Source organism: Methylobacterium indicum, from assembly GCF_001043895.1.
Classification (GTDB): Bacteria; Pseudomonadota; Alphaproteobacteria; order Rhizobiales; family Beijerinckiaceae; genus Methylobacterium; species Methylobacterium indicum.
The window spans coordinates 1-26779 of sequence record NZ_JTHF01000066.1 but is presented as its reverse complement, the minus strand read 5'-3'; the positions used below and the strand labels follow the sequence as shown (position 1 = coordinate 26779).

The following is a 26779-nucleotide window of genomic DNA, read 5'->3' as shown; positions in this document are numbered from 1 at the left end:
GACCGCCAAGTGCGACGACTTCTGCGCGACCTGGAGATGGTGACGGAGGGACAGGGCCATATCGCTTGAGTGACGGGCACGATCGGCATCGCGTTGTCGAACGCGGCTGCGCAGGATCGCAATGTGCTACTGCGTCAAGCGGATGCGGCGCTCTACAGCGCCAAACGTAATCGAAAAGGAACCGCGGAGACATACCGAGTCGAAGTGGATCGCATAGCATGTTGATCTATGTAACCAGAAGAGGTTCTCGCGATTCAATTCCGAGATACGCTTTAACTTGGCCGGCAGTGCGACCGATAGCTCATTCGTAAACAAACAGTTACTGTCAGTAATCGCCGACGAAAGATGACGATGATACGAGCGCCATTTCCACAGGGGGATGTATTGCGCTGCACCAGCCAGGATCAAAATTGGGCTGCAGCTGGCCTTCTTGTGCCAGAAAGCCAGTCACATCCTTCGGTCACGGGTGGATTTCGATGAGGTTATCACCGAACGAATTTTTACGAACTGTGATCGTTACCAATCCACGCTGACCCGAGGACCACTCGGCCTCGAACACGCACGAACGTACGGCATCCGGTTGCCCCGAATTCGTAAGCCCACGTGTCAAATCTAGCAGCTTGCGCCCCCCAAAGCGTGCGCGGTCCATCGCATTGGCGGCCTCCATCAACTGCCGGCGCACTTCGACCCGGTTGCACGGATCACGCGCCAGCGCCGTCTCCTCCTCGCGCCGGAGGCGAGCCAAGGTCTCGGCAGCGGCTCGCTCCTGCGCCGCCCGGTCGGCGGCGCGCTGAGCTGCGTCGCGTTGCTGTTGCGCTACCGCCTCCGCCGCCTGCCGCTCGGCTTGCGCCCGGGTCCCAGCCTGCCGCTCTGCCTCGATTCGGACGTTTCGTTCACGCTCGGCCGTTGCCGCATCATCACGCTCGCGATTCTGACGTTGCAGGCCCACCAGTTCTTCTTCTTGCTGCTGGGCTCGCGCTTCCCGAGCCGGGCGGTCCCGCTCCAAGGCGTCGGCTTCGGCCAGTCGGACTGCCTGTAGCCGTGCGCCGATCTTCGCTCGTGCCGCCGCAACCTGCGCGGCTTCGGCGGGGGCAAGCTTCAGCCCCGCCGCGAGAGCATCGACGGCTTTGAGCTTGCCAGCGATGTCGGCGGCCGAGTTTGAGGTCTCGGCCTCGGCGGCCCGGCTCAGAATGCCGGCAAGCCGTGCTGCGCCCGCGGCCTCCTCCTGCTGCGCCTGCCGGATCGCAGCGGCATTCCCGGTCTCCTGTTGCGAGACGATGACCCGCATCCAGCTCTCGTCGGCTTCGACCGGCGAGCCGGACCGCTTGCCGCAGGCCAGCACGCGGTTCTCGAACGCGCGCCAGACCTCGTAGCGCCATGCCGCCAGCGGCACCGAAAACGGTGCGGCCGTCGAGGCATCAGGCGGCCCACCGCGTGTCCATGCGTTGACCGTCGCCTCGGTGAAGCGGTCGCAGGACAGGATCTCGAAGGCGCGCGTGTAGTCCGGCTCGCCCGGGCGGGGACGAGATCCGTTCTGTCGGCCCATCGGCTCGCCGAACCGGTTCACGTAACCGGTGTAGGTCTTCAAAGTGGCGATGCTCTTCTCGACGGCAGTTGCCCAATCGCGCAGTGTCATATCCGGGCGGAAGCCCGGAAGCGTGCGCTTGCAGTCCAGCAGGAATGCCCGATAGCGGTCATACTCGGCGTCGCCCCACCGGTAGATCGACAGGTCGAACAGATCGGACAGCTGCTCCCGCGTGCCGCCACGAGGGCGTTCGCGATCGTAGGTCTCGCAGCTCGGCAGCGTCATCCCGGTCGCGCCGGGTTGGGCGCTCGCCGGGCCAGCACCGGTCAGCGCGGCGACCAGAACGGCTGCTCCAACGACGATGCCAGCCACTGAGGACGTGCGCGCCCGCCGCGCGCTGGCCGACGCGATGAGGCGCGCCGTGCGGAGGTCGCCGGTCTGACGCTCGCCGACGTGATAATGTCCCGCTGCGTCCCGCAGCACCGCAAACCCATCCTGGGTCTCGACGTGGGTCAGACCCGCGGCCGTGTAGCCCGACCATCGTGCTTCGATAGCTGAGACCATCGACGGCAACGCTCCTTTGTCGGGCACCGCCGCCCAAGCCCGCCGCAGTTCATCGAGCGCGGGCGCACCGTAGGGAGCGATCTGCCCCGCCGCGGTCTTGATGTCGGGATCGTAGGCAAGGAGGGCCTGCCAGGTCTCATCCGGGACGCCACTCGACCGCTCCGGTTTCTGCCGTGAGGGTACAAACGGCAAAATCGCCGCGGGGACGAGCAACAACAGAGAGGCCCACGCCCAGGCGACGGCGTTGAGGCCCTTTCGGTGCGCCACGACGTAGCTCACCGCGGCGGCGATCAAGGCGACGAGGAAATAGGCTCCAGAGGCGGACAGCAGCATGGCGGAGGTTCCGGGGAGCGAGCGGACGGCCTGAGGCCGAGCCCTTGGATGGCAGGAATGTGGGACTGTTGGTCCGTCGATTGTCAAGCCGCGGACTGGCTCTCTCGCGCCATGGAGGCGCGAGCACTCATCGGCTGGAATCTGCGGCGGCTGCGCGTCGCCCAAGGCTTGTCGCAGGAGCGACTGGCGCTCCTGGCCGGCATCGACCGCGCCTATGTCGGGCGGGTCGAGCGCGGCTCGGAGAACGTAACGGTCTCGACGCTGGAGGCGATGGCGGACGCCCTCGCCGTGCCGGTTGCAGCTCTGTTCATTGAACCCGAAGCCGGGGCTGAGCCGCCGATGCCATTGCGGGCCGGGCGGCGTGCGAAGTCCGGGTGAACCTCGATACCGGGTTGGGGAGGCTGGTTGCGCTTCGCGCGCGGTCATCCTCACGCGCCGATTTCCATCTGCGGGGCGACTCGGACTAGGAGCGCCCAAGCTGAATCGATCGCCGCGCGGGTGCGGGCGTCGAGATCGCGCGATCGGAGTGCCGGCGCGGTGAGTAGCGCGAGCAGCCGTTCCGCGAGGTCCGGCGCGGCGACTAGGAGTTGAGCATCAGCGAGGCGCTGAATGCCGGTGGCTATGTGCAAGGGGGAGCCGCCGGGCTCGACGGGTGCATCCCGCCGGATGAAGTAGGGCCAGCCACCCGGGCGATCCTCGGCCGCTGGCTCGACCCCGAGCATGGTTTGCGCGGGCGACGCGTCCGGTTCGGCCGTGCCGCGCACCAGCCACGGCCCGGGGGTGGGGATGACTGAGGCCGCCAGTCTGCGTCCGGCCACGTCAGTACTCCCCGGCGAGCATGACGGTCAGCATCCGCGTCGTGATGCTGCTGTCGGCCGGATCCGGGGAGTGACCCGTCATCGCGCGGTCGTAGTAGTCGATCTTGAAGAACACCCGCTCGCCCGCGACCTCGAGCGCGCCGAAGTCGTGTTCGCCGCGGGGATCGTTGTCGGGCGTGAAATTGTCGTAGGCGGCGATGGCGTCGAGGATGATCTGCTGACGCTCGCGGCCGAGGGCAATGACGCCAGCGGTGAGCATCAGCAGGCCGCCCGAGAGAGAGCGGCGGAGGATGTCGTTGAGCGCGCGGGTGCGATCCACGTCGAGGACGGTGGTCAGCATGAGAGCCTCGAAAGTCGGAAGGGAGGTAGGCGGCGGCGCTGGGCGGCCTGCCGCTGGGCACCCGAGCCAGCCTGTGTGGCTCGGGAGGGGGCGCGGAACGGCTAGGCTTTGCCGGGCGGCAGCAGCGCGAGTTCGTCGGCGCGGCGCAGGATGGTGGGCTGGGTCGGGTAGTCGCGCCAGCGGAGCGAATGGACGGTACCGTTGATCCCGATCACCTCCGCCTCCCACCAGCCCTCGTCGGCCCCCTCATGAGCAAGCACAATGCTACCCAGCCCGATCTCGTCGCGATCGCGAGGCAGCTTGTGCCCAACGAAGGGTCCGGGCGGAGCGGGCGTCGAAGGGGCTGCCGACGTCGCGCGGGGCAGCGTTCCCCGCTCGGGCTCTTGCGGTGCCGCGGGCGGGCCATCCCCGGCGGCAGGGGCCAAGTCCGTGCCGTCTGGATTCACCTGAACGCCGGCGAGTTCGAGGAGGCGGGGGAAGAGCTCGCGCCGGATGTAGGGGATGAAGGCGCGGCCGCTGCCGAACAGCCGGCCATGGGTGAACTGATCGGCGAAGGCGCGCTGCTCCTCGTCGGCGAGCTGCACCACGCGAAGGTTCATTACCTCGGCCGCTTGCGCCGCGAGCTTGGTTTCGCTGACATCGAACCAGGCGGCACGGGGCCGGCCAGCATCATCGCGGCCGAACAGCACGAGCGCCGGTGTCATGGGCCGCAGCGGCACTTCAGCGACGAGTTGAGGGGCTGGCTTGGCGCTCATAAGCAGGCTCCTGAAACGAAGAAGGCCCCCGGAGCGGGGGCCTTGGCGGAGAGGCTGAAGTGGAAAGCGCGCTGGCGTGGCGCCGATCGATGTCGGGCGGGGGAGGGTGGTCGCTGGTGCATCAAAGGGTTCCGTGGCTAACGTTGATCAGCGCCAGTGCGGTGCACCGGTCAATTACTCAACAACAGCACTATGACATAGAAATACAGATAAATCAATTCATATATGTTTTTCAGCAATTTTAGGCGCTTCATCGCTCAAAAAATCTGACTACATACCTTCTTTTACTGTGATCTGCAGGTGTTGACATTGCGCTTTCAGCGCCCCTCATGAAAAACCGCGCCAAACCGCCACTTACGACCCCACGCAAACACTCAGCTGTGCGCACCCAATCCACGCTCATGACCCAAAGCGGCTCCTCGCAAGCTATGTCAGGAATGTCCGGTCGCGAGGATTTTCCAGACATTTGATTTCATGACACGGCTTCCTGACATTCGCTGCGTCGCCGGGCTCTCGCGTCAAGTGCGTCACCGCCGAAGGATCTTCTGGCTGTCAGGAACGGGTCGTTTTTCTTACATGCCAGTTCATGTGATGGATGGACGCTGGAGGCATGAGCCGTGCGAAGGCCCGCCATTCCCCTAGCTGTTCACGCGCTCGCCATGCTCCTACCAAAGCCATCAAGCAAGTTGACGGAGCGGGCATGCAGCGCATCACGATCACTATTGACGACGAGCTGCTGGCGGCGATGGATCGTCTCTGCACCGAACGCGGCTATGGTAGCCGCTCGGAGGCCGTGCGTGACCTCGTCCGCGATGCGGTCGCCCCATCCCAAGGAGATCAGGCGGGTGCTGCGCCCTACTACGGGACGCTGAGCTACGTCTACAATCATGCTACCCGCGACCTGGCGCGCCGTCTCACCGATGAAGGACACCACCACGAGGTGTCCATCGCCAGCATGCATGTGCATCTGACCAAAGACGATTGCCTGGAAGTTGCGGTGCTGCATGGATCTGTGCCGGCCATGCAGGCTTACGCCGATCGCATCATCACCCAGCGGGGTGTGCGCTACGGCCACCTGCACCTCATTCCCGAGAACAGCGCCGAGCCGGCCAACCACCCGCACCCGCACGATGACAACGCTGACCACTGAGGACCGCCGGCCACAGCCGGCGGTGTGAACTTTGCGTAGATTTCTCATACGCGGGACGTGCGAGGGGCACGCCTCGATGCCGCTTCTGGAATGCCGTTGGCCCGCTCTACCTTGTCGTCCGCCCTCCGGGTGCGTCGATACAGCCTGCTCAGCTCCGCCAGCGTCCTGCTGGTCGCTTCCCACGCCTGGGCCGCACCGGCGGTGACCGAGACCGCCGATACTATCGCGCTCTCGGAGATCACGGTCGCACCGGAAGCACCGGCCGCCACGACCTCGGGCACACCTAACGCCAGCGCCGGCTATGTCGGCGGCGTCACCGGCATCGGCGGTGCGCTCCGGCCTGTCGATGCCGCGAGCGCGGGCATCATCACGGGCGCGCAGATCAACAGCCGCCCGGTGACCCGACCCGGCGAGGTGCTGGAGGAAGTGCCGGGCCTCATCATCACGCAGCACTCGGGTGAGGGCAAAGCCAACCAGTACTTCCTGCGTGGCTTCAACCTCGATCACGGCACCGACATCGCCATCACCGTCGACGGCATGCCGGTTAACATGCGCACTCATGCCCATGGCCAGGGCTACGCCGATCTCAACTTCCTGATCCCCGAGCTCGTCGGCGCGGTCGAATTCCACAAGGGCCCGTACTTCGTGCGCGACGGCGACTTCGCCTCAGCCGGCTCGGTGCGGATCGACTATCTCGACAAGCTCAACCGCAACATCGCGCTGACGACGCTGGGCAGCTTCGGTCTCAAGCGAGCCCTCTCGGCCGCCTCGGCACCGCTCGGCGCGGGCAACCTGCTCGTGGCGGGCGAGGCGCAGACCTATGACGGCCCGTGGGTGGTGCCCGATACCCTCCGCAAGTTCAACGGCGTAGTGCGCTACAGCCAGGGCACGCCGCTCGACGGCTTTGCGGTCACCGGCATGGCCTACTGGGCCAAATGGAACGCCACCAATCAGATTCCCGAGCGGGCGGTGGCGGAGGGGATTATCGGCCGCTACGGCACCCTCGACCCGAGCGATGGCGGCGATACCGGCCGCTTCTCTCTCTCCGGGCGCTGGAGCCAGTCGGATGCCGGTGGCGTCACCCGGACGTCGGCCTACGTGATCCGCTACCAGATGAACCTCTGGAACAACTTCACGTATTTTCTCAACGATCCGGTCAACGGCGACCAGTTCCGCCAGCGCGACAGCCGCGTGCTCGGCGGCGGCGAAATCTCGCGCGTGTTCCAGGGTAGCCTGTTCGGGCTCGCCATAGAGAACGAGATCGGCGTGCAGACCCGCACCGACGACATCCGGGTCGGCCTGTTCAACACGACGGCGCGGCAGTACCGCTCGACGGTGCTGGACGACCGGGTGCTGGAGGCCAGCGCGGCGTTCTACTACGAGAACCGGGTGCGCTGGACCGACTGGCTGCGCACCAGCGTCGGCTTCCGGGCCGACGGCTACTATGCCGATGTCCGCTCCGACACCCCGGCGAATTCGGGTCGCGCCCGCGACGGCATCGTCAATCCGAAGCTCGGGGCGGTGTTCGGGCCGTGGCGCGACACCGAGCTGTACGTGAACTACGGCGGCGGCTTCCACTCGAACGATGCCCGCGGCGTCACGGCCACCGTCGATCCGGTCAGCCCGCTCTTCAACGTGTCCCGCTCGCCGTTCCTGGTGCCCTCGACCGGCTACGAGGTTGGGATCCGCAACCGCTCGATCGCCGGGCTGGAAACCTCCCTGGCGCTGTTCCGGCTCGATTTCGCGTCCGAGAACCTGTTCCAGGGCGACACCGGCACCACCGAGCCGAGCCGAGCCGGCCGACACGGCGGTTCGGTATCGAGTGGAGCAACCATTACGCCGTCACGCCCTGGTTGGCCCTGGAGGGCGACCTGACGATCACCAACGCCCGCTTCGCCGACCGCGACCCGGTCGGCCGGCGGGTGCCCGAGGCGCCGACCACAATCGCGTCGGCGGGCATCACGTTCGGCGAAGGCCAGGGCTGGTTCGGCTCACTGCGATTCCGCTATTTCGGGCCGCGCCCTCTGATCGAGGACAACTCGGTGCGCTCGAAGCCGACCGCGCTTCTCAACGGCCGGGTCGGGTACAACTTCGACAACGGCGTCAGCCTCTCCCTCGACGTGCTGAACTTGACCAATGCCAAGGCGGATCAGATCACCTACTACTACGTGTCACGCTTGCCGGGGGAGGACGCGGCCGGCGTCGCCGACCGCCACTTCCACCCGGTCGAGCCGACAGCCGTGCGGCTGACCCTTGCCGGCCGGTTCTGAGACCTGATTTTCCCACCAGATAAGGATCTTCGCATGCGCACCCTCGCTGTCTCGATCGGATTGCTGACGGCTCTTTGGATCGGCCCTGCCGCGGCGCATGGCTGCCATCACGGCTGGCAGCAGGCCCCCGCGGAGGGCTGGCACAGCCACGGCCTCAAGTGCGATGCCCGCAAGGGCCTCGGCGTGTCGCGCCGCGGCAAGGGTCACGCCCGCCGGGCCGCGTAGCGTCGAGGTTCGAGACGCGAGACCGTGCGGGCATCGGGTTCTCCGATGCCCGTCGGTCGTTTCGGGAGCCGAGCCGCTTCGATAGCCGTTCGACGCATCGACCAACCAGTGCAATGTCCAAGTGCAACGGGCCCGGACCGACACGCTCCCAGGGGGCGCTTGGGCCTTGGATCCGACGCAGATTTCTGCCACCTCCGAACCTGGGCAGACCAGATGCAGCCGGACGTGTGACGTCGGCCGGTGTCGACGCGGCCGCGGCGCTCAGGCGTGCATCACCAGCATCCAGACCGCCATGGCGACCATCATCAGGTTCTCGGTCAGCGAGACGAAGCCGAGCGGCACCTTGCTCGACCCGCCGACGCAGGCGCACTTGATCTCGCGCTTGTCGACATAGACCGCCTTGAACACCGAGACGGCCCCGATCGTCCCGATGAACAGGGCAACCGGGATCGACAGCCAGTTTAGGGCTCCCGCGACCATGAGGATGCCGGCGAGGCCTTCCAGGAACGGATAGGCGTAGGCGTAGCGGACCCAGCGTTGGCCGAGCAGGTCGTAGCCCAGGAACATCGACGAGAAGCTCTCGACGTCCTGCAGCTTGAGGAGGGCGAGCACACACATGCTGAAGGCGATGAACCACTCGGCCGCGCGCATCGTGAACGGCGTGCCGGTGACGGCGTAGCTGGCCGCCAGCGCCATCAGCGTCGTCATGGAGAACACCGCAACGACCGGCGTGTAGGTCGTCGCGTTCGGGTCGTTCGCCGTTGTGCCGAAGCGACGGCGCAGGTCGTCGTAGCCCCCGACGCGCGCGCCGTCGATGAAGGTCTGGGGCGTCGACTTGACGTCGTGCTCGGCCTTGAAGCGGTCGGTCTCCTCGCGCGTGGTGAGCCAGTGATCCTCAACCGCGAAACCCTGGCGTTCGAGCAGGTCCTTGGCCTTCAGCCCGTACGGGCAGAGGTGCTTGTCCATCACCATGCGGTAGAGGACGGCCTTCTTTGCGGTGGCTGGCATGCGAATTTCCTCAAGCAGTCGGTCGATATCGGGGGAAGCGGACCGGGATGAGCCCGGCCCGCGCGGTGCCTACCGGCCGTGCCGCTTCAGCCACGCCTCCATGTCGGCGATCTCCTTTTCCTGATCGTCGATGATCTTCTGCGCCATCGCCTGGGTCTCGGGGTCTTTGGCGTGCGTCAGCGCGACCTTCGCCATGGCGACCGCGCCCTTGTGGTGCGGGATCATGTGCGTGCGGAAGTCGACGTCCGGGTCGCCCGTATAGGCGACGTCCATCTCCTTCATCATCGCCGCGTCGGCGGCCTTGAACGCGACGGTCGAGGCGGTGTCCTTCGGGTCCGGCTTCGTCTTGCCCATCCCGTGCCCGGGCATGGAGCGATGGTCGTGCGACGCCTGCGCGAGGGCGGGACCGGCGAGGCCGGCCGAGAGGAGGACGATGGCGGCGAAGGTGCGAGGGGAGGTCATGGATCGGTCTCTGTTCCGAATGGGAATCAAATCGAACGGGCCGCCCGGGACGGCCCCGGGTGAGGCCGGGGCGTGCGCGGACTTCGCCTAGGAGGCGGGTCGGCCACACCCAGGGCGGCGAGAGGTGGGATCGGCAGCCACGGGATCTCCCCGTGCCGGGAGGACCGGAGGTGCACCGTCGATGCGGGCACAACTCGGGCGTTGCGCGCCTTCAGGCGCGCCTCATCTCACGCGAGGGCTCGAGGAGGCCTCGGCAGGGCTTCGGGTCCGGCGCCGGTGCGAACGGGGGCGTCGCGCGGGACCAGCCTGACGGCCCGGAACGGGATCGGCGCCAGGACGGGCGGGCCGGGCAGAATGCCGGCGGCACAGCAGGCCATCGTTCCGCAGCAGCGGACCCGGCAGGGGCCGGGGCAGCAACCAGCGTCCCGGATGGGCGCGACAGCGGTGATCCGGAGAGCGGTCTCCGCGCAGGCCAGAGGCTCGGCCCGGGCGACATGCCCGGCAAGATTCGCAGCCGGAACCGCTGCCACCGAGGCGGTCCGCATGTGCGTCGCGGAACCGTGGCCAGCGTGATGGGCGTGTCCCTCATGGGCCTGGACTGCCGGCGGCACGAAGGAGGCGAGAACCACGAGGATCACCGCCGCCAGCAGGCGCACGATCGGCTGATCGGGGATCATGAGGCTGGCTCGCACCTGCTCCGGTCGCATAATCATGCCCGTCTGCCGGGCGTGACCGTTCACCGGGAAGTTTGGTCGTGGGCTCGGAGTTTCAAGGGCAGGTGAACCTGTCCACCCGACGACCGGCATCGTCGTCGGCACGGTCGCAATGATCGGTAATGACGAACAGAACCATCGTAACGTTCTGTTGGATCGAATGCTCGTGGATTGGCACGGTGGGGACAGATCCAAGCGACCCCGCGAGACCATCATGACCGCCGCGACCCTCATCGCATCCCCCCTTACCCCCCTGCGCCGCCTCCTGCCCGGCCTCCTCCTGTGCCTCGCGGTGACCGGCGCCGCCCTCGCACTCGAATCGGCCGAGGAGCACCTGTTCGGCCGCGCCTGGCTCGAGGCTTTGGTGCTCGCGATCGTGCTCGGCACGGCCCTGCGCACCGCGTGGAACCCGGGCGCGCGCTTCTTCCCCGGCATCGCCTTCGGCGCCAAGACGGTCCTCGAAGTCGCCGTCGTCCTGCTCGGCGCTTCGCTCAGCCTCGCAACCCTGCTGGCGGCCGGACCCGGCCTTCTCGTCGGCATCGCCGTGGTGGTGATGGCGGCGATCGCGGCGAGCTACGGCATCGGTCGCGCCCTGGGGCTGCACCCCCGGCTGGCGATCCTCGTCGCCTGCGGCAACTCGATCTGCGGCAACTCGGCGATCGCCGCGACCGCCCCGGTGATCGGTGCGGACGGCGAGGACGTCGCCTCCTCCATCGCCTTCACGGCGGTGCTCGGGGTGCTGGTCGTGCTCGGCCTGCCCTTGCTCGTGCCGCTCCTCGGCCTGTCGCCGATGCAGTACGGCGTGCTCGCCGGCCTCACCGTCTACGCCGTGCCGCAGGTGCTCGCCGCGACGGCGCCGGTGGCGGCGCTGAGCGTCCAGGTCGGTACCCTGGTCAAGCTGGTCCGGGTGCTGATGCTCGGCCCGGTGGTGCTGGCGCTCTCCCTCGGCGCGAGCCGGCTGCGCGAGGAGACGGACGAGCCGGCCCCGCACGTCACTGCGGGAGAGCGTCCGAAGCCAGGCCGCGTCGCGATCCACCGCCTCGTGCCGTGGTTCATCCTGGCGTTCCTGGCGATGGCCGGCCTGCGCTCGGGCGGTCTGATCCCGCAAGCCGCCCTGCCGCCGATTGCCGCGACCGCCAACGTGCTCACCATCGTGTCGATGGCCGCGCTCGGGCTCGGGGTCGACGTGCGCAGCGTCGCCGGCGCGGGACTGCGGGTCACGCTGGCGGTGGTCGCCTCCCTGCTCGCCCTCACCGCGGTCAGCCTCTGCCTGATCCAACTCCTCGGCATCGCCTGACCGAGCGTCCTCGGACGACCGTTTCCCGGCGCGCCGGAGGAAAACGATCTCTCCAATCGATCGGAACGAGCAGGACTTTCCGTTGGAAGCCCTGTCTCATGGAAGATACTTTCCATCACCCAAGGGAGAGCGCGAGACGCTCGGCCCGGACCCGGAGGAACACCCTTGAGCCATCCTGCCATTCCCCGCCGCGCGATGCTTGCCGGTCTTGGCCTCAGTGGTCTTGGCCTCGCGGCCGCGCTGCCGGCCTGGGCTGCGGGCACGATCAAGCTCCCGCTGCCCGGCGGCCCCGACCTGCGCGACCTGACCACAGCCTTCCCCGGCAAGGGGCCGATGATCCTGCAGCGGACGCGCCCGCCGCTCCTGGAGACGCCATTCGAGGTGTTCGACCAGGGCGTGTTCACCCCCAACGACCGCTTCTACGTGCGCTGGCACTGGGCCTCGATCCCCACCGAGGTCGATGCGAACGCCTATCGGCTGACGGTGCGTGGCCATGTCGACCGGGAGCTGTCGCTGTCGCTCGACGAGCTCGCCCGGCTGCCGCGCTTCGAGATCGCCGCCGTCAACCAATGCTCGGGGAATTCCCGCGGCCTGTTCGAGCCGCGGGTGCCGGGGGCGCAATGGGCCAACGGCTCGATGGGCAACGCGCGCTGGACGGGCGTGCGCCTGAAAGACGTGCTCGACCGTGCCGGGGTGAAGGCCGGGGCCGTGCAGGTCCGCTTCAGCGGCCTCGACGAACCGGTCGTGGACGAAGCGCCCGACTTCAAGAAGTCGCTCGACCTCGACCATGCCCGCGACGGCGAGGTCATGCTGGCCTACGCGATGAACGGCGAGCAGCTGCCGCTGCTCAACGGCTTCCCGCTGCGCCTGGTGGTGCCGGGCTGGTACTCGACCTACTGGGTCAAGATGCTGTCCGACATCGAGGTGCTGGACAAGCCCGACGACCAGTACTGGATGAAGACCGCCTACCGCATCCCGGACGTGCCGGGGGCAAACATCAAGCCCGGTCAGACCGGGTTCAAGACGGTGCCGATCAACCGCATGGTCCCGCGCTCCTTTGTCACCAACCTGCGCGACGGCGCACAGGCGACGGCCGGTTCGCCGGTGGCGGTCCGCGGCATCGCCTTCGGGGGCGATTGCGGGGTCAGGACGGTGGAGATCTCCGCCGACGGTGGCGCGACGTGGTCCTTGGGCAAGCTCGGAGCCGACGAGGGCCCCTACAGCTTCCGGCGGTTCGAGGGCGACCTGCCGGCTCTCGCGGCCGGCACCCACGCGATCAAGGTCCGCTGCACCAACACGAACGGGCTGGCCCAGCCGATGGAGCGGGTCTGGAACGGGGCCGGGTTCATGCAGAACGGCGTCGAGACCGTGTCGCTTCACGTCGCCTGAGGGAGAGAGCCATGGTCACATCCCGCACCGCGTTCTTGCTCGCCGCGCTCGCGCTGGCCTCCGCCCCGACATTCGCCGCCGAGGCGGCCGAGCCGATGCGCTTCACCTCGCAGCAGGTCGAGCTGCCCACCTCCGACCGCTTCTTCCCGGAGGGCCCCGGGGCGGAGGCCGCCAACAACAACTGCCTTGCCTGCCATTCGGCCGGAATGGTGCTGACCCAGCCCAAGTTGTCGAAGGCGCAGTGGAGCGAGACCGTCAACAAGATGGTCCACGTCTACAAGGCACCGATGGACGAGGCCGACGTGAACGCCATCGTCGACTACCTCGCGGCAATGAAGCCGCAGCCCTGACGGCGACGTGCCCGGCCCGCCGTCGCGACGGCAAAGCCGGGGAAGCACGCCGGGACCGATCCGGTCCCGGCACGTTGTCCCGCGATCCATCAGCCCGGAGACCCGCATGTCGAGCTTGGCCGAGCGCAAGGCGCGCCTGATCGTCCACGGGGAGGCGCCGTACAATGCCGAGCCGCCCCTCGCGCGGCTGCGCGCCTCCTATCGCACGGCAGCCGACGACTTCTACGTGCGCTCGCACGGCGACCTGCCGGAGATCGATGCGGACGGCTACCGCCTCCGCCTCGATGGCGCGATCCCGACGGCGCTGGAGTTGTCGCTGGACGACATGCGGTCGCGCTATGCCGAGGCCACCGTCACGGCGACGATGCAGTGCGCGGGCAACCGCCGCGCGGACATGCGGGCGGTGGCGCCGGTCTCCGGTGACCCGTGGGACGGCGGCGCGATCGGCACGGCCGACTGGACCGGTGTCCGCTTGGGCGACGTGCTGCGCGAGGCCGGGATCGCCGAGAGTGCAGACCTGCACGTCGCCTTCGAGAGCCACGACCTCGTCGAGGGTCGGCCCTACGGAGCCTCGATTCCGCTGGCCAAGGCGCTCGCGCCCGAGACCCTGCTGGCCTTCGCGATGAACGGCGCGCCGCTGCTGCCGGAGCACGGCTTCCCGCTGCGCGTCGTCGTGCCGGGCTTCGCCGGGGTGCGCAGCCCGAAATGGCTAAAGCGCATCACGGTGCAGGACCACCCGTCGGACAACCCGATCCAGGCCGAGGACTACAAGCTGTTCCCGTCGGACGTAACGGCGGAGACGGCCGACCCCGCCCAGGGTCACACCATCAACACGATGCCGCTGAACGCGGCGATCTGCGAGCCCGCACGCGGGGCACGGCTGGCGGCCGGGGCGAACACAATCCGCGGCTACGCGGTGTCGGGCGACCGCACCGTCGTCCGCGTCGACGTCTCCGGCAATGGCGGGCGGACCTGGGCGCAGGCGGCGCTCGAGCATGATGCGCGGGCGCGCTTCGCCTGGACGTTCTGGACGATCGACCTCGATCTTCCCCCGGGCGAGCATGAGTTGGCGGTGCGCGCCTGGGACGAGGCCGGGCAGACCCAGCCTGCGCTGCCGGACGACACCTGGAACTACAAGGGCTACCTCAGCGCCGCGTGGCACCGCGTGCGCGTGACCGTGGAGTGAGCGCCGGGAGGTACTCCAGACCTGCCACAGCGTCACGGCCGCGAGGCTCGCGACGGCGGAGAGCAGGAGCGCGATGCCGAGGGTCAGGGCGCGGGGCATCATCCGCATCGGTGCCGACGCGAGGGATCGCCTCACGGCGTGATCGCGCCAGGCCGCCGCACAAAAACATCCGAATGCGCAGGCGACGAGCGCCAGGGCCATGATCCGCAGCGGCCAGCCGGGCAGCACCTCCGACAGGAAGCGTTGCGCGGCCAAACCGACGCTCAGGAACGCGAGCCCGGTGCGCAGCCACGCGGCGTAGGTGCGTTCCGCGGCGAGCACCGTCCGGTCTTCTGCCAGCCGCACGCGCGGATCGTCGGGGTCGACGTTGCTCACGGCTCGGCCCCCCGGATCAGGTCGAGCAGCGCGTCCGCGGCCCGGCTGCGGTATCGCTCCTTGTGGCATAGGACCCGGAAGGTGCGTGCCGGCAGACCGAGCGGCACGGCGACGAGTGTCCCGGTCCGCAGGGAGGGGGCGACCACCGCCTCCGACAGGACGCTCGCGCCGGCCCCCGCCGCGACGGCGGCGAGCACCGCCTCGTTCGAGGGCAGTTCCAGCGCCACGGTGAGCGCGTCGGGTGCGAGGCCGGCGGCCGCGACGGCGGATTCGAGGGCCGAGCGCGTCCCGGATCCGGGTTCGCGCAGCACCCAGGCGATTGCGGCGAGGTCCGAGGGGCCCGGCTGCGAGCAGCCGGCCAGTTCGTGCCCGGGGCGGACCACGAGGACGAGCCGATCCTCCGCGACCGGAAGGCTCGCGAGGCCGTCATCCTCGACGGCGCCCTCCACGAAGCCGAGCTCCGCCATTCCCGAGCGGACCGCTTCGGCTGCCTGCGCGGTATTGCCGATGCCGAGCCGCAGGATGATGTCCGGATAGGCCGCCCGGAACGCGACGAGGTGGCGAGGCAGCCAATGACCGGCGATGGTCTGGCTCGCGCGGATGGCGAGGGTGCCGCGGCGCAGGCCGCTCAGGTCGGCGAGCACCTGCTCGGCCGCCTCGGCGCGGGCGAGCACCGCGCGTGCCTCCGCGAGGAACAGGCGGCCGGCCTCGGTCAGCTCGATGCCCCGCCCGACCCGGTGGAACAGCTTGACGGCGTGCCGGCCCTCCAGGGCGGCGATGGCCGCGCTGACCGCCGACTGGACGAGGTTGAGCGCCTCGGCGGCCCGGGTGACGTGCTGGCGCTCGGCCACCGCCACGAAGATGCGCAGCTGGTCGAGGGTCATGGCCGTCCGGACGGCCCCGGCACGCGTTCCGTCATGCTCGCTCCCCCTGCCCATCTTCTCGACCGAGCTTGGCCCGGCGTCACCGCGGCCCGCTTTCTCGTCCGCTCGCCTGGGCGTCGACCGCCTCGGCGACCCGCAGCAGCCGCGCTTCGTCCGTGCGCGCGGTCACCACGTAGGCCATCCCGGCATCGATCCACGAGAAAGCGGCGACGTCGCCCTCGCGGGCGTAGCGGAAGACGCCGCGTCCCCCGGCCGCGCCGGCGCGGCTGTAGAGCGTCAGGCGGGTGCCGCGGTCGTCGTCATACATCAGCATCGCCGCCGGCTCGTCGCCGGCCGGCAGCAGGCGCCCGCCCATCAGGCGGAACCCTTGGGACTGCAAATCCGGCGCCCTGACCGGCCGGCCGACGCGCCGCGAGAGCCACTGCTCCAGATGCGGCGTCCCGTCGGCGCGGACCTCGACCGGATGGACGGCCTCGACCACGTAGGTGCGAAAGGCCGAAACCGCCGCCTGCGTCATCGGCTCGACCGGCGCCGCCGCGGGCGGTACCGCCCCGCGCCCGACCCAACCCACCGCCCCGCCGAAGGCGAGGCAGACCATCGCCGCCGCGGCGCCCGGCAGCCAGCGGCTGCTTCGGGCGGGACGCGGGCGCGCCAGATGGGCGACCCGCAGCCGGGCCGGGATCGGCTCGTCGGCGATCGGGGCGAGGCGGGCGCGCAGGCGGGCGCGGGCCTGCCCGTCGGCGGCGACCCGGGCCGCCGCGTCCGGGTGCTCGGCGAGCCAGGCCTCGACGGTGGCGCGGCGGCCGGGATCGAGCTGGCCGTCCACGAAGGCGTGAAGATCGTCCTCGCCGACGGGCCGGGGGTCGGACGCGGTCATTTCACCCTCCGCAGGTGTCCGGTGACGACGGTCGGTGCGAGGTCCAGGAAAGCGCGCATCCGGCCCCGCGCCCGGCTCAAGCGCGACATCACCGTGCCGATCGGCACGGCGAGCACCGCGGCGGCCTCGGCATAGGACATGTCCTCGACCGCGACGAGGAGCAGGACCGAGCGTTGATCCTCGGGCAGGCCGGCGAGCCCGTCGAGCACGTCCCGGACGCCGAGGGCGGCCCCGGGATCGGCGGAGGCATCCGCGACGTCGTCGAGCAGCTCCGGGCCGACCTCGACGCCGCGGCGGCCGCGCCCCCCTTCGAGGTAGCGGTTGCGCAGGATCGCGAACAGCCAGGCGCGCAGGTCGCCGTCCCGGCGGCGCTGCGGCCAGGCCCGGATCGCGCGTTCGAGGGCGTCCTGGACGAGGTCGTCGGCCGCCTCGCGCTCGCGCAGGAGCGCGACGGCGTAGCGCCGCAACGCCGGGATCTGCGGCTCGATCAGGGCGGCGAGGTCGTCCAAGGCGTTCTCCACAATGGCGCTCTTCGGGGCGGGCGGTGGCGGATGGATGCCGCGGCTCGCGACGAAAGATGCCGGATGAGGCCGCGGTATTCCCCCGGCCGGTCGGAAAATCGCATCACGCAGCCGTGATCGGTGCGTTTCGCCCGGTCGGGGAATATCCGCCGCTCCCCGGCATCTCTCCCGGCGTGACCTTCGAGAACCGGGAGAGACGATGCGCGGCGCACCAACGGCGATCCTGATCGCCACCCTGATGGCCGGCGGCCTGGCGGGCGGCGGCATGATGATGATGCGGACCGGGCATGCCGAGAGCGCCCCGGACGGCTTCGACGCGCTGATGGCCCAGTCGATGACCCGGATGCACGCCGACATGGCCGTGCCGCCCTCCGGCGATCCGGACCGGGACTTCGCCGCCATGATGATCCCGCACCACCAGGGCGCGATCGATATGGCGAAAGCCGAACTCGCCTATGGGCGCGACCCCGTCCTGCGCCGGCTCGCCCAGGGCATCATCGTCGAGCAGGCCCAGGAGATCGAGGTCATGCGGCGCGCGCTCGCCGAGCGCCCTCCCGCCGCTTCCGCCACGCCGAAAGCTCCGGCCCCGCACCATCACTGAGCCGGCCGACCCACACACCCAGCGAGACGACATCCGATGCGACACCTCATTCCGGCGGCCCTCGTGCTCGCCCTTCTCGGCGGAACCGCGCTCGCGGGCCAGGCGCCTGGCCCCGCCTCGGCGCCCGACGTGCCGGTCGGCCCCCGCGACCGCTTCTATACCTCGGACCAGTTCTCCAACACGGTCTCGGTGATCGACCCCGCCGCCAACACGCTCCTCGGCGTCATCCGCCTCGGCGACACCACGCCCGCGAACCTGAGCCCGCTCTATCGCGGCCAGCTCCTCGTCCACGGCATGGGCTTCTCGCCCGACCGCAAGACCCTGCTCGCGGTCTCGATCGGCTCGAACTCGGTCAGCTTCATCGACACCGCCACCAATACCGTGCGGCACACGACCTATGTCGGTCGCTCGCCGCACGAGGCGTTCTTCACGCCGGACGGGCGCGAGGTCTGGGTCAGCGTGCGCGGCGAGGATTACGTGGCGATCCTCGACGCGGCGACGGGCAAGGAGACGGGCCGGATTACAGTGCCGAACGGGCCCGGCATGACGATCTTCTCGCCCGACGGCCGGTACGGCTACGTCTGCTCCAGCTTCAGCCCCGAGACGGTCGCGATCGAGGTCGGGAGCCGGCAGATCGTCGGGCGGATCAAGCAGGAGAGCCCGTTCTGCCCCGACATCGCGGCGACGCCCGACGGCCGCCAGGTCTGGTTCACCCTGAAGGATGTCGGCCGGGTCCAGGTCTTCGAGGCCGCGCCGCCGTTCAAGGCGCTCAAGACCATCGAGACGGGGCCGATCACCAATCACGTTAACATAGCCCGCACCAGGGCCGGCCAGTTCGCCTACGTGACGGTCGGCGGGCTCAACCAAGTCAAGGTGTTCCGCACCGACGACTTCTCGCAGGTCGCGACGATCCCGACCGGCGCGCTCCCGCACGGCCTCTGGCCCTCGGGCGACGGGTCGCGGGTCTATGTCGGCCTTGAGAATGCCGATGCGGTCGCGGTGATCGACACCGGCACCAACGCCGTCACCGCGACGATCCCGATCGGCCAGGGCCCGCAGGGCGTCGCCTACCTGCCCGAGGCGGTCCCAGAGGGCGCGGGCGCCCCGAACCTGCAGCCCCTCGGCGCGGCCGGCCAGTCGAGCCGGCTGACCCTCGACGGGCCGGACGGCAAGCCGGCGACGCAGGTGACGCTGTTCGACCAGGGCGTACTGCAGACGCTGCAGGCCGCGATCACCGGGCTGACGCCGAAGAGACCCTACCTGCTCGCTCTCTCCGCCGACCCGAAGGGCGCCGGGCCGCTGGAGCCGCTCGCCGCCTTCATGACGAACCCTGCGGGCGCCGCCATCGTCAACGCGGTCGGACCGATCCGCCAAGTGACTCAGAACCCGAACGCGGCGGCGCGGCGCATCCTCGTGATCGTCGAAGGCAAGCCCGGCGAGACCGGCGCGACGGTTCAGATCCAGGCCGTGCAGTAACGGTGCCGAGGGGGCGGTCGCCGGATCGCCCCCCCTTCCGTTTCAGGAGTTTCGTCCTTACGCCCGGTAGGCGACCAGTACGGCGCCGGCGGCGATGAGCGCGATGCCGAGCCAGTTCGGGGCGGCCATCCGCTCGCCCAGGAACACGACGCCGAACACCGCGACCAGCACGACGCTCAGCTTGTCCAGGGGCGCGACGCGGGCTGCATCGCCGAGCTTGAGAGCCCGGAAGTAGCAGAGCCACGAGCCGCCGGTGGCGAGCCCAGACAGGACGAGGAACAGGTAGGTCTTGCGAGAGATCGACCCGAGCGACTGCCATTGGCCGGTGGCGAGCAGGATGCTTCCGAGGACACCGACGATCACGATCGTGCGGATGAGCGTGGCGAAGTCGGAGTTGACCGCCTCGATCCCGATCTTGGCAAAGATTGCTGTCAGGGCCGCGCAGACGGCAGAGAGCAGCGCCCAGAATTGCCACGACACCATGAGGGTCCTCAAGACCCGTACCCTGCCTCGTGCTGAGGAACGTTGGCCGGCGTGATCCCGGCAGGTCCGACGCACCAGCGTTCCAGATGCTTGTAGACGACGATCTTGTCAGCCAGCAGGTCGCCCTGCTGACGGCAGAACTGTTCGAGTTGGGCACGTCGGCCAATCAGCTCCACGCACACCGTCATCTGAGGATTGGACACCTCCACGCCGTCTTCCCGCACCGGCCCGTGGTCGCTGTATCCGTACTGAGCCGGGTGGGCGACCGCGTTCATCAGGCCTGCGGTCTTGGCCCGCAGGATCAGTTCCCGGTAAAGGGGCTTTCGTCCCGGTCGAGGGCGCCAGAACGAGCGCCGCTCGCGTGGTGCGGTCCTGTCCGCTCGTCTGACGTAGATGCGCAGCATGCCGATTTCGACCGGGGTCATGGGGTGGGCCTCGGGCATCGTTCCTCCTCAGTCCGTGACTGTGCGATGGCGGGCGGTCCGGACCGTGCGGGCCTGCCGCAGGGTGGCGCCGAGGAGCGACGCATCCTCGGTGGCGACCTTCGGGACGGCGATGCGCTGCGACAGGTAGATGCCGCTGTGCCCGGAGCAGAGATAGGCCACGAAGCAGGCGATCGCGATCGGGACGGCGTGGGGAGCGCCGAACAGCTCGATGCCCATCAGGGTGCAGGCGAGCGGAGTGTTGGCGGCCCCCGCGAAGACGGCGACGAAGCCGAGGCCGGCCATCAGATCGACGGGCGCGCCCAGGAGTCCCGCGAGCGCATTGCCGAGGGCCGCCCCGATGAAGAACAGCGGCGTGACCTCGCCGCCCTTGAAGCCTGTGGCGAGGGTCACGGTGGTGAACAGGATCTTGAGCGCCCAGCTCCAGGGATGCACGTCCGGCCCGAAGAAGCTCGCGATGGTCAGGGCGTGCGGATCGGGCGACCACACGCCGAGCCCGAGATAGTCGCGGGTGCCGCACACGGAGACCAGAGCGATGACGGCGAGCCCGCCGGCGACCGGCCGCAGCGGGGCGTAGGTGATGAACCGCTTGCACCAGCCGCCGAGCCGGTGATTCACCTCAGCGAAGAGCAGGCCGGCAAGCCCGAAGGCGACGCCAGCGAAGGCCACCTTGGCGAGCAGCAGCGGCCCGGCCCCCTGTGCACCTTCCGCCAAGTCGTCGATGCGGAAGAGGCTGTGGTGGATGCCCCAGAGACGGCAGGTCCAGTCACCCACGACGGCCGCGATCAGGCAGGGGACGAGGGCCGCATACTCGACGCGACCGATCGCCAGCACCTCCAGGGCGAAGATCGCACCGGCCAGCGGGGTTCCGAACACGGCCCCAAACCCGGCCGCGATGCCGGCCATGAGCATGATCCGGGCGCTCTGGGCATCAAGGCGAAACAGCCTGACGCATGCGCTCGCCAGCGAGCCGCCGAGCTGGACGGCCGTGCCCTCGCGCCCGGCCGAGCCGCCGAACAGATGCGTGACGACGGTGCCGAGGAGGATGAGCGGAGCCATGCGTAGCGGCACGCCGCCGCCGGGCTCGTGGATTTGCTCGACGATGAGGTTGTTGCCGCCTTCAACCGACCGGCCGAGCCGGTGGTAGAGCAGGCCGACGGCGAGGCCCCCGAGGGGCAGCCCGAACAACAGCCAGGGCTGGGCGAACCGCGCGGCGGTCGCAGCGTCGAGGCTCCATAGGAAGGCGGCGCAGAGTGTCCCAACCGCCGCTGCCATTGGCACGAGGGCGATCAGCCAGCGCGCGACCGACAAGGCGTGGGTCCGCCTCAGGCGCAGGAAGGCGACGATGTCGAGCTGGGAGAGGAGATTCCGGACCGAAGCGCGCATGGTTCCCCCTTGTTGCGAGATCGCAAAAGGTAGGAATCATCAGCCCGAGGGCGGTTCGGCCACGATGGCCCGGCAGAAATCCATTGCCGTGACGGTGATGTGTCAGCCTAACGATGGCTTGTCAAGCCATGACCCGCGCGTGAACAGCGCCGGTTTCGTGGAAGAGTTATCGTTCACATGTGTTTGGGCTGTATGGCTCGCCTATGCCGCGCCCTCTTCTCAAGCTGACAACGAGTTACTCCGATTACGCTTCGGGAACACTACCGTCCGGCGCAGCCCAGATCGAAAGCCGCGGTGAATCGTACAGGAACCTCTGGGCAATCGCTACCCTCTGAGGTCCGCTGCCGGAGGGCGAGCGAGCATTCGAGCAAACATCAGCGAAGTTCTGCAAATGGTGCGATGCCAACATACGTTTTGCGACCCTCGCACGGCTACCTTTTACCTTCTACTGCCAGTCAGCCGTAACAGCTCATAAGTTCGGAAAGGGTATGTTTTCGTACGCCGCTTGTTTAACTGCGCGCTGAGCCGTGACAAATTCGGACTCAAATGGCAGCAGATAATATTATTATCACAGGAGAATGTCCATAAATATATAATAAATATTTGACATAACGGCGGACCGCAACTCGCAGCTATAGCTTAGGAATTTTCTCGATTTCCCTCTTCATCGCACGAACGTCATACTCGCCATATCCATCCCCAACAGAGCGATGCGCGTGTCCGGTGATCGCATCAGTCACATCGCTGGCAAGGCCATGATTTCGCGCCAGGGTTTTGAAGCGGTGCCGCCACGAGTGGTTCGGGGCGAGGCGTGGATCGGTCAGGCCGAGCCCGCGCACCCATCGACCGAGGATCTTGGTGCCGTTGCCACCGCGCTTGCCAAACTTGTCCGGCGGCAAATCGGGGAACAACGGCCCGGCCTTCTGGCAGCCTACAAAATCAAGGAAGCCAGCCGCGATGAGCGCGGAGTGCAGGGGCACCGTCCGCTCCGAGCCGACATTCTTCAGCGACCCGGCCTCGGCATCGAAGTGCATGACGGGTATCCCGTCAACCTCGCTGATATCTTGAACGCGCAGTTGACACACCTCCGACAGCCGCGCACCCGAGTACGCGCAGACAAGTGGCACCCACCGCTTAACCGGATCGCTCTCGGCAGCAGCCGCCTGCAAGATCTGGGTGGCCTCGGCGTCCTTGAAGCCGCGCTTGCCCTGTCCCGGCTTCTGTTTGACGCTGATCGTGATCCGCTCGGCGGGATTCTCGGCGAGCCGGCGGTTATCGACGCCCCACCTCAGGATCGCTCGAACGGGTGCGAGCCGGCTTTCACGGATGGTTTTTGCGGCAAGCCCGGACGCGACGAGGCTGTTCTTCCAGGCGATCAGATCCTCGCTCGTGACCCGGGCTGCGTCGCGATGCCCAAGAAACTCGGCGAGCTGCACCATCACGCGCTTCCAATCGTAAAGCGTCTTCTCGGCCGGTTTGCGCTCGGCGGCCCAGCCTTTCACGAGCTCATCGAACTCGACCTTCGACGGCGAGGCCTTGGCGGCGGGCACAGAGGCTGCAAAGCGGGGTCGCACAGGCGGTGCTTCGTCACCCATATCGCCAAGCGCGAATCGCTCTAGGGTCAGGCTGGCGCGCTGGAGTGCCGCCCCGACCGCCTTGGCGAGGGTGCGACGACCGTCCTTATCGACGACCAGTCCCTTCGCTTCAATGAGCTGATCGGCGTGCTCGTAGCAGAGCACTTCCATCCCGTCCTCGCCGCGGTCGGCGTACTCGCCGTGGAGGACCTGATGAATCAGGTCCGGACGACCCCACAGCCCGGCCCTCCTGTTTCGCCACAGGCGCTCGAAGAGATCGGTCCGCCACGGGTTGCGACTTGGATTATCGCGGTGGAGGGCGACCCAGTCGCCCCAAACGGGGGAGGCGTGTTCGTGCGCTTCGCGCTCACTTAGTGCCGAAGGCCCAGCGGCAAGCGTGGCCCAACGCGCCTCGATTGCCCGAACCGCATCGGCAAACCGGGCGCGGGCCTCATCTGGATCCTTCGTGCGGAGGCTCAGCTTCTCGATGGAGCGGCCGACAAGCGAACGCAGCGAGACCGGGACGGCCTTCCGGACGTAGTAGATGCCGCTATCGGGGTGCTTCCAGGGACGTGCCATCGGCAGGGGCATATGTACCACCCGAATGTACCAGTCGGGCCGTACGAAACCGTTGCGGGACAGCAACTTACCGGAATGATTGAGCTTTTAGCAAGCCTGGCGGAGAGGGAGGGATTCGAACCCCCGATGGACTTGCGCCCATGCCGCATTTCGAGTGCGGTGCATTCAACCGCTCTGCCACCTCTCCGCGGGCGCCGTCGCCAGCGCAGGCGGGGCATTAGCATGGGTTCTCGCCGGACCACAAGCGGGGACGGCGAGAAATCCGCGATCAGGCGATCGCGCGGCTGCCCGCGAGGCTGATGCGGCGCTGGCCGGGGATGCGGGTCTCGGCGGGGCGGCGCTCGGTGCGGGACTGGGCGAACAGCACCGCGCCGGCATGGCCGGCGACGCGCACCAGGTCGGTCTCGGTACAGGCCGAGGCGACGCGCAGGCCGAGGGCGTGGAGGTGGCTCTTGCCGTACAGATAGGCGGCGAGACGGGCGCGGGTGCCCGACGGGATGTCGGCCAGCACCGTCTCCACCACCTCGGAATCGCCGCGATAGAGCGTGCCGAGCACGTCGAGGGAGACCGGACAATCGTCGGGGGCGGACGGGCGAGCCTGCGGCGCGGGCATGGGAACCTCGGGGAGGACAACAAGAGATCTTGGATTGCCCCCAGGGTCCCCCCTCGTGATTAACAGAAGGTTAAGCGTGGCCGTAAAAACCCGGAAATCCAAGTCCTCCCCAGACCTGATGCACCGGGGCCACCGTCCTGGTGTCGGGCTGTCCCGGACCCGCCCGGCCCGAATGGCTGCCGGCGCAATGGAGAGAACGTGAGATCGGGGTGAAACCTGCGACATCGCCCCGCGGTGACTGGCGGCGTCTGGACGCCGCCGGCAGGGAACCGCGATTACTTTCCCGCGTTGACCACACCGCCCGGAGGCCGGGGGCGGTCACGGGTGCCGGTGGATCGGGTCGATCCAGTAGACCGCCTCGGGCCGCTCGACGGGCTCGATATCGGTGATGTTGACCACCACCGCCTCGTTGTCGGAGCGCACCAGCACGCATTCCAGCACCTCGTCCGGCGAGGCGTTGATCTCCTGGTGCGGCACGTAAGGCGGGACGTAGATGAAGTCGCCGGGGCCGGCCTCGGCGACGAATTCGAGCCGCTCGCCCCACCGCATCCGGGCGCGGCCCCGCACGACGTAGATCACGCTCTCCAGCGCCCCGTGATGGTGCACGCCGGTCTTGGCATCGGGCTCGATCGCCACGGTGCCGGCCCAGATCTTCTGTGCCCCGACCCGGGCATGGTTGATCGCCGCCTGGCGGAACATGCCGGGCGTCTGGGCGGTGTTGGGGTCGAGCTTGTCGCCGGTGATCACCCGGACGCCGTCGTGCTTCCAGGCAGTCGCCTCCACCGCAGGGTCATGGGAATGGTCGTGATCATGGGAATGATCTTGGGAATGATCGTGGTCTTGCGACATGGCGGGCTCCAGCTGGGCGAGAGCCCGCATCCTGCGCCACGGCGCCGGCCCGCGCCAGGGTGACGGCCCTTCGAGCTTGTTTGTTATAAAGAACAAATCTCGGTTGCCCGCGAGTGTTTCGGGCCGAAGATGGCCGAGGAACACGCGATCTGCTCCGAAACAGCGCGGCGCCAGAAGCTTCTTGTCTTTCGAGTTGTTCCATAAAAAGAACATTCTCGTTGACAGGCCGGCCCGATCGACCGATGCTGTCCTGGCATTCGAGGCCGGCGACCGGCCTCTCGCCGCGGTGATTTGAGGCGATTGCGCCGCGAGACCAAACGCTAAAGCACCCCGGCGCCGCACGGCGCCGGTGGGCCAACTCGGAGACATGACGCGATGCTGCTCTGCCGCATGCCCTGCGCCGACCGCGCCGTTCCGGCCTCCGCCGCCCTCTGTCGATGCGGCGTGCGCCGCGACCTCGTTCGCGCCGCCCGCCCGGGCCGCTGAACCGGCCCGATCCCTGCATCACCCCATTCGCAAGACGTTTTTGCGCGGCGCCCGAGCGGCGGCCGCGACTGGAGATCGTTGCCCATGCAGCCCGCCCGCATCGTCGAGGTCGGCGAGACCTCGGCCGGGATCGTCGTTCCCGAGACCGACGGATTCCGCTTCTTCTCCGCCCACCCGGACTTCCACACCCTCGAGGGCCGGATCTTCCGCAGCCCGCGCCACGCCACCCGGGCGGCGCAGGACCTGCACGCCCGCAAGCGCAGCCGCCGCCTCGCCGCCTGAGCGGGGATCGGACGGATCATAATCTCGCGCCTCGGCGCCGACGCCCTTCGGGCGTGCCTCGCCGCGCCGTCGAACGGAGCCGTTCGACGGCGCGGCGATCCCGGACGATGGAAGGGGCCGTCCCGCCGGGGCGGCCCCTTCCCGTTTCAGCGGTTGCGGGCGAGCAGCAGGATCCAGCCGATCCCGATCGTCAGGACCAGGATGCCGATGGTGGCGAAGGCCGGGGTGCCGTGCTCCATCAGGCGGGGGGCGAGCTGGGTGGCGAAGGCCGCCACCACGAGGCCGACCGCGACCCGGGCGGCGGCCCGCTCGATGCCGCGGGTCAGCTTGTCCATGCCCTTGAGCTCGATCTCCACCGTGACGCGGCCCTGCTTGAGGCGCACCAGCATCAGGTGGATCAGGGTCGGCAGCTCGGAGGCGGCGCCGTAGAGGCCGGTCGCCAGGCCCTGGAACCGGCCCTTCAGGTCCTTGACCGAGAATTGCTGCCGCATGTGGCGGCTGACCGTCGGGCCGGCGGCCGCGAACAGGTCGAAGGCCGGGTCGAGCTGGCGCATCACGCCGTCCGCCGTGACGAGGCCCTTGAACAGGATCGCGAGGTCGGTCGGCATCGCGAGGTCGTTCTCGCGCGCCATGGTCATGAAGTCGGTGAGCACGAGGCCGAGATTGAGCGTCGCGCCGTTGTGGCGGGTGACGAAGGATTGCGAGGCGGCCTCGAGCTTGGTCAGGTCGGGGTTGCTCGCGCCGGTCCAGTCGAGCAGCACCGCCATCAGCCCGTCGGCATCCTCCTGCAGCATCGCGCCGATCAGCATCAGGAGCTGCGAGCGGCGGCGCTGCGACAGCCGCCCGACGATGCCGAAATCGATGAAGGCGATCCGGTTGCCGGGCATCGCCAACAGGTTGCCCGGATGCGGATCGGCGTGGAAGAGGCCCTCGATCATCGCCATCTGCAGGAAGGCGTCGACGCC

Annotated in this window: 26 protein-coding genes, 1 tRNA gene, 3 pseudogenes and 1 riboswitch; of the genes and pseudogenes, 12 read left to right on the top strand and 18 right to left on the bottom strand. The window is 68.5% G+C overall.

The genetic code is table 11. From position 1 onward, the window contains the following. Positions 1–225 (top strand): annotated as a pseudogene (locus QR78_RS35960) (diguanylate cyclase domain-containing protein); the annotation flags it as partial. 235 nt (positions 226–460) lie between these two features. Here the strand turns inward: QR78_RS35960 and QR78_RS08455 are convergent. Continuing rightward, positions 461–2422 carry a hypothetical protein gene (locus QR78_RS08455; RefSeq protein ID WP_048427062.1) on the bottom strand — a complete coding sequence of 654 codons (1962 nt, stop codon included), beginning with the start codon at positions 2420–2422 and terminating at the stop codon, positions 461–463. A gap of 111 nt (positions 2423–2533) precedes the next feature. On the opposite strand from QR78_RS08455, the gene QR78_RS08450 reads away from it, so the two are divergent. Then, on the top strand, positions 2534–2800 hold the full coding sequence (locus QR78_RS08450) for a helix-turn-helix domain-containing protein (RefSeq protein ID WP_048427065.1): 267 nt from the start codon (positions 2534–2536) through the stop codon (positions 2798–2800). Between the two features lie 50 nt (positions 2801–2850). Here QR78_RS08450 and QR78_RS08445 read toward each other — a convergent pair whose 3' ends face one another. The 3 genes from QR78_RS08445 to QR78_RS35955 all read right to left on the bottom strand — a co-directional run bounded on the left by QR78_RS08445 (position 2851) and on the right by QR78_RS35955 (position 4335). Continuing rightward, positions 2851–3240: a hypothetical protein gene (locus QR78_RS08445; protein ID WP_048427061.1), complete on the bottom strand. Its 390-nt coding sequence runs from the start codon at positions 3238–3240 to the stop codon at positions 2851–2853. 1 nt (position 3241) lies between these two features. Continuing rightward, positions 3242–3577, bottom strand: a complete 336-nt coding sequence (locus tag QR78_RS08440; protein ID WP_082171867.1) for a DUF3768 domain-containing protein — start codon at positions 3575–3577, stop codon at positions 3242–3244. Between the two features lie 104 nt (positions 3578–3681). Further along, positions 3682–4335 carry a hypothetical protein gene (locus tag QR78_RS35955; RefSeq protein ID WP_244276464.1) on the bottom strand — a complete coding sequence of 218 codons (654 nt, stop codon included), beginning with the start codon at positions 4333–4335 and terminating at the stop codon, positions 3682–3684. 700 nt (positions 4336–5035) lie between these two features. Here QR78_RS35955 and nikR point away from each other — a divergent pair. From nikR to QR78_RS08420, 3 genes and pseudogenes are all read left to right on the top strand, one after another. Beyond that, positions 5036–5485 (top strand): nickel-responsive transcriptional regulator NikR, encoded by a 450-nt coding sequence (gene nikR / locus QR78_RS08430; protein WP_048427059.1) that lies wholly within the window; start codon positions 5036–5038, stop codon positions 5483–5485. Positions 5486–5575: 90 nt separating this feature from the next. Further along, positions 5576–7755: pseudogene (locus QR78_RS08425) on the top strand (TonB-dependent receptor). A 33-nt stretch (positions 7756–7788) separates the two neighbouring features. Beyond that, entirely contained in the window at positions 7789–7980 is a 192-nt protein-coding gene (locus QR78_RS08420) for a hypothetical protein (RefSeq protein ID WP_048427058.1), read from the top strand. A 261-nt stretch (positions 7981–8241) separates the two neighbouring features. Here the strand turns inward: QR78_RS08420 and QR78_RS08415 are convergent, their stop codons facing one another. Both QR78_RS08415 and copM (QR78_RS08410) read right to left on the bottom strand, forming a co-directional pair. Then, positions 8242–8988 (bottom strand): MauE/DoxX family redox-associated membrane protein, encoded by a 747-nt coding sequence (locus QR78_RS08415; RefSeq protein WP_048427057.1) that lies wholly within the window; start codon positions 8986–8988, stop codon positions 8242–8244. 69 nt (positions 8989–9057) lie between these two features. Then, positions 9058–9450 carry a CopM family metallochaperone gene (gene copM, locus QR78_RS08410; RefSeq protein ID WP_048427056.1) on the bottom strand — a complete coding sequence of 131 codons (393 nt, stop codon included), beginning with the start codon at positions 9448–9450 and terminating at the stop codon, positions 9058–9060. 927 nt (positions 9451–10377) lie between these two features. Here copM (QR78_RS08410) and QR78_RS08400 point away from each other — a divergent pair. From QR78_RS08400 to QR78_RS08385, 4 genes are all read left to right on the top strand, one after another. Further along, positions 10378–11460 (top strand): YeiH family protein, encoded by a 1083-nt coding sequence (locus QR78_RS08400; protein WP_048427055.1) that lies wholly within the window; start codon positions 10378–10380, stop codon positions 11458–11460. A gap of 195 nt (positions 11461–11655) precedes the next feature. Further along, on the top strand, positions 11656–12849 hold the full coding sequence (locus tag QR78_RS08395; protein WP_048427054.1) for a molybdopterin-dependent oxidoreductase: 1194 nt from the start codon (positions 11656–11658) through the stop codon (positions 12847–12849). 11 nt (positions 12850–12860) lie between these two features. Continuing rightward, positions 12861–13199, top strand: a complete 339-nt coding sequence (locus tag QR78_RS08390; protein WP_048427053.1) for a c-type cytochrome — start codon at positions 12861–12863, stop codon at positions 13197–13199. A 106-nt stretch (positions 13200–13305) separates the two neighbouring features. Further along, complete coding sequence (locus tag QR78_RS08385; RefSeq protein ID WP_048427052.1) at positions 13306–14385, top strand: molybdopterin-dependent oxidoreductase; 1080 nt, start codon at positions 13306–13308, stop codon at positions 14383–14385. Between the two features lie 144 nt (positions 14386–14529). Here the strand turns inward: QR78_RS08385 and QR78_RS35950 are convergent. From QR78_RS35950 to QR78_RS08370, 4 genes and pseudogenes are all read right to left on the bottom strand, one after another. Beyond that, positions 14530–14829, bottom strand: a pseudogene (locus tag QR78_RS35950) (YidH family protein); the annotation flags it as partial. Beyond that, positions 14757–15644 carry a LysR family transcriptional regulator gene (locus QR78_RS08380; RefSeq protein WP_048427051.1) on the bottom strand — a complete coding sequence of 296 codons (888 nt, stop codon included), beginning with the start codon at positions 15642–15644 and terminating at the stop codon, positions 14757–14759. The gene QR78_RS08380 and the pseudogene QR78_RS35950, both read right to left, overlap by 73 nt. Before the next feature lie 79 nt (positions 15645–15723). Continuing rightward, positions 15724–16521 (bottom strand): anti-sigma factor family protein, encoded by a 798-nt coding sequence (locus tag QR78_RS08375; RefSeq protein WP_048427050.1) that lies wholly within the window; start codon positions 16519–16521, stop codon positions 15724–15726. Beyond that, positions 16518–17030, bottom strand: a complete 513-nt coding sequence (locus QR78_RS08370) for a sigma-70 family RNA polymerase sigma factor (protein ID WP_048427049.1) — start codon at positions 17028–17030, stop codon at positions 16518–16520. The genes QR78_RS08375 and QR78_RS08370 overlap by 4 nt, the downstream gene beginning before the upstream one ends. A gap of 211 nt (positions 17031–17241) precedes the next feature. Between QR78_RS08370 and copM (QR78_RS08365) the strand changes: the two genes are divergently transcribed. Further along, positions 17242–17643, top strand: coding sequence for a CopM family metallochaperone (copM, locus tag QR78_RS08365; RefSeq protein ID WP_048427048.1), 402 nt, complete (start codon positions 17242–17244; stop codon positions 17641–17643). 36 nt (positions 17644–17679) lie between these two features. Continuing rightward, positions 17680–19119 (top strand): YncE family protein, encoded by a 1440-nt coding sequence (locus tag QR78_RS08360; RefSeq protein ID WP_048427047.1) that lies wholly within the window; start codon positions 17680–17682, stop codon positions 19117–19119. A gap of 57 nt (positions 19120–19176) precedes the next feature. On the opposite strand, the gene QR78_RS08355 is transcribed toward QR78_RS08360, so the two are convergent. From QR78_RS08355 to QR78_RS08325, 7 genes are all read right to left on the bottom strand, one after another. Beyond that, on the bottom strand, positions 19177–19602 hold the full coding sequence (locus tag QR78_RS08355; protein ID WP_048427046.1) for an EamA family transporter: 426 nt from the start codon (positions 19600–19602) through the stop codon (positions 19177–19179). An 8-nt stretch (positions 19603–19610) separates the two neighbouring features. After that, a complete protein-coding gene (locus QR78_RS08350; protein WP_048427045.1) occupies positions 19611–20045 on the bottom strand; it encodes a DUF190 domain-containing protein in 435 nt (144 codons plus the stop codon). Between the two features lie 9 nt (positions 20046–20054). Continuing rightward, positions 20055–21431 (bottom strand): voltage-gated chloride channel family protein, encoded by a 1377-nt coding sequence (locus QR78_RS08345; RefSeq protein WP_048427044.1) that lies wholly within the window; start codon positions 21429–21431, stop codon positions 20055–20057. Between the two features lie 23 nt (positions 21432–21454). After that, a riboswitch (Fluoride riboswitch) is annotated at positions 21455–21528 on the bottom strand. Between the two features lie 535 nt (positions 21529–22063). After that, complete coding sequence (locus QR78_RS08340) at positions 22064–23596, bottom strand: site-specific integrase (protein WP_048427043.1); 1533 nt, start codon at positions 23594–23596, stop codon at positions 22064–22066. 85 nt (positions 23597–23681) lie between these two features. Then, positions 23682–23771: transfer RNA gene (locus QR78_RS08335), tRNA-Ser, on the bottom strand. Between the two features lie 81 nt (positions 23772–23852). Next, positions 23853–24197: a hypothetical protein gene (locus QR78_RS08330; RefSeq protein ID WP_048427042.1), complete on the bottom strand. Its 345-nt coding sequence runs from the start codon at positions 24195–24197 to the stop codon at positions 23853–23855. 318 nt (positions 24198–24515) lie between these two features. Continuing rightward, positions 24516–25046, bottom strand: coding sequence for a cupin domain-containing protein (locus QR78_RS08325; RefSeq protein ID WP_089504198.1), 531 nt, complete (start codon positions 25044–25046; stop codon positions 24516–24518). A gap of 570 nt (positions 25047–25616) precedes the next feature. On the opposite strand from QR78_RS08325, the gene QR78_RS08320 reads away from it, so the two are divergent. Next, positions 25617–25814, top strand: coding sequence for a hypothetical protein (locus QR78_RS08320; protein ID WP_048427040.1), 198 nt, complete (start codon positions 25617–25619; stop codon positions 25812–25814). A 146-nt stretch (positions 25815–25960) separates the two neighbouring features. Here the strand turns inward: QR78_RS08320 and QR78_RS08315 are convergent. Beyond that, the coding region (locus QR78_RS08315; RefSeq protein WP_048427039.1) for an AarF/UbiB family protein at positions 25961–26779 on the bottom strand (819 nt) is incomplete at its 5' end.

Bases quoted from the DNA above. Each gene is read 5' to 3' on its own strand.
- copM (WP_048427048.1), top strand. From the start codon at position 17,242: ATGCGCGGCGCACCAACGGCGATCCTGATCGCCACCCTGATGGCCGGC.
- nikR (WP_048427059.1), top strand. From the start codon at position 5,036: ATGCAGCGCATCACGATCACTATTGACGACGAGCTGCTGGCGGCGATG.
- QR78_RS08320 (WP_048427040.1), top strand. From the start codon at position 25,617: ATGCAGCCCGCCCGCATCGTCGAGGTCGGCGAGACCTCGGCCGGGATC.
- QR78_RS08395 (WP_048427054.1), top strand. From the start codon at position 11,656: ATGCTTGCCGGTCTTGGCCTCAGTGGTCTTGGCCTCGCGGCCGCGCTG.
- QR78_RS08400 (WP_048427055.1), top strand. From the start codon at position 10,378: ATGACCGCCGCGACCCTCATCGCATCCCCCCTTACCCCCCTGCGCCGC.
- QR78_RS08360 (WP_048427047.1), top strand. From the start codon at position 17,680: ATGCGACACCTCATTCCGGCGGCCCTCGTGCTCGCCCTTCTCGGCGGA.
- QR78_RS35955 (WP_244276464.1), bottom strand. From the start codon at position 4,335: ATGAGCGCCAAGCCAGCCCCTCAACTCGTCGCTGAAGTGCCGCTGCGG.
- QR78_RS08375 (WP_048427050.1), bottom strand. From the start codon at position 16,521: ATGACCGCGTCCGACCCCCGGCCCGTCGGCGAGGACGATCTTCACGCC.
- QR78_RS08450 (WP_048427065.1), top strand. From the start codon at position 2,534: ATGGAGGCGCGAGCACTCATCGGCTGGAATCTGCGGCGGCTGCGCGTC.
- QR78_RS08340 (WP_048427043.1), bottom strand. From the start codon at position 23,596: ATGCCCCTGCCGATGGCACGTCCCTGGAAGCACCCCGATAGCGGCATC.
- QR78_RS08455 (WP_048427062.1), bottom strand. From the start codon at position 2,422: ATGCTGCTGTCCGCCTCTGGAGCCTATTTCCTCGTCGCCTTGATCGCC.
- QR78_RS08415 (WP_048427057.1), bottom strand. From the start codon at position 8,988: ATGCCAGCCACCGCAAAGAAGGCCGTCCTCTACCGCATGGTGATGGAC.
- QR78_RS08325 (WP_089504198.1), bottom strand. From the start codon at position 25,046: ATGTCGCAAGACCACGATCATTCCCAAGATCATTCCCATGATCACGAC.
- QR78_RS08390 (WP_048427053.1), top strand. From the start codon at position 12,861: ATGGTCACATCCCGCACCGCGTTCTTGCTCGCCGCGCTCGCGCTGGCC.
- copM (WP_048427056.1), bottom strand. From the start codon at position 9,450: ATGACCTCCCCTCGCACCTTCGCCGCCATCGTCCTCCTCTCGGCCGGC.
- QR78_RS08385 (WP_048427052.1), top strand. From the start codon at position 13,306: ATGTCGAGCTTGGCCGAGCGCAAGGCGCGCCTGATCGTCCACGGGGAG.
- QR78_RS08420 (WP_048427058.1), top strand. From the start codon at position 7,789: ATGCGCACCCTCGCTGTCTCGATCGGATTGCTGACGGCTCTTTGGATC.
- QR78_RS08380 (WP_048427051.1), bottom strand. From the start codon at position 15,644: ATGACCCTCGACCAGCTGCGCATCTTCGTGGCGGTGGCCGAGCGCCAG.
- QR78_RS08345 (WP_048427044.1), bottom strand. From the start codon at position 21,431: ATGCGCGCTTCGGTCCGGAATCTCCTCTCCCAGCTCGACATCGTCGCC.
- QR78_RS08330 (WP_048427042.1), bottom strand. From the start codon at position 24,197: ATGCCCGCGCCGCAGGCTCGCCCGTCCGCCCCCGACGATTGTCCGGTC.
- QR78_RS08355 (WP_048427046.1), bottom strand. From the start codon at position 19,602: ATGGTGTCGTGGCAATTCTGGGCGCTGCTCTCTGCCGTCTGCGCGGCC.
- QR78_RS08350 (WP_048427045.1), bottom strand. From the start codon at position 20,045: ATGCCCGAGGCCCACCCCATGACCCCGGTCGAAATCGGCATGCTGCGC.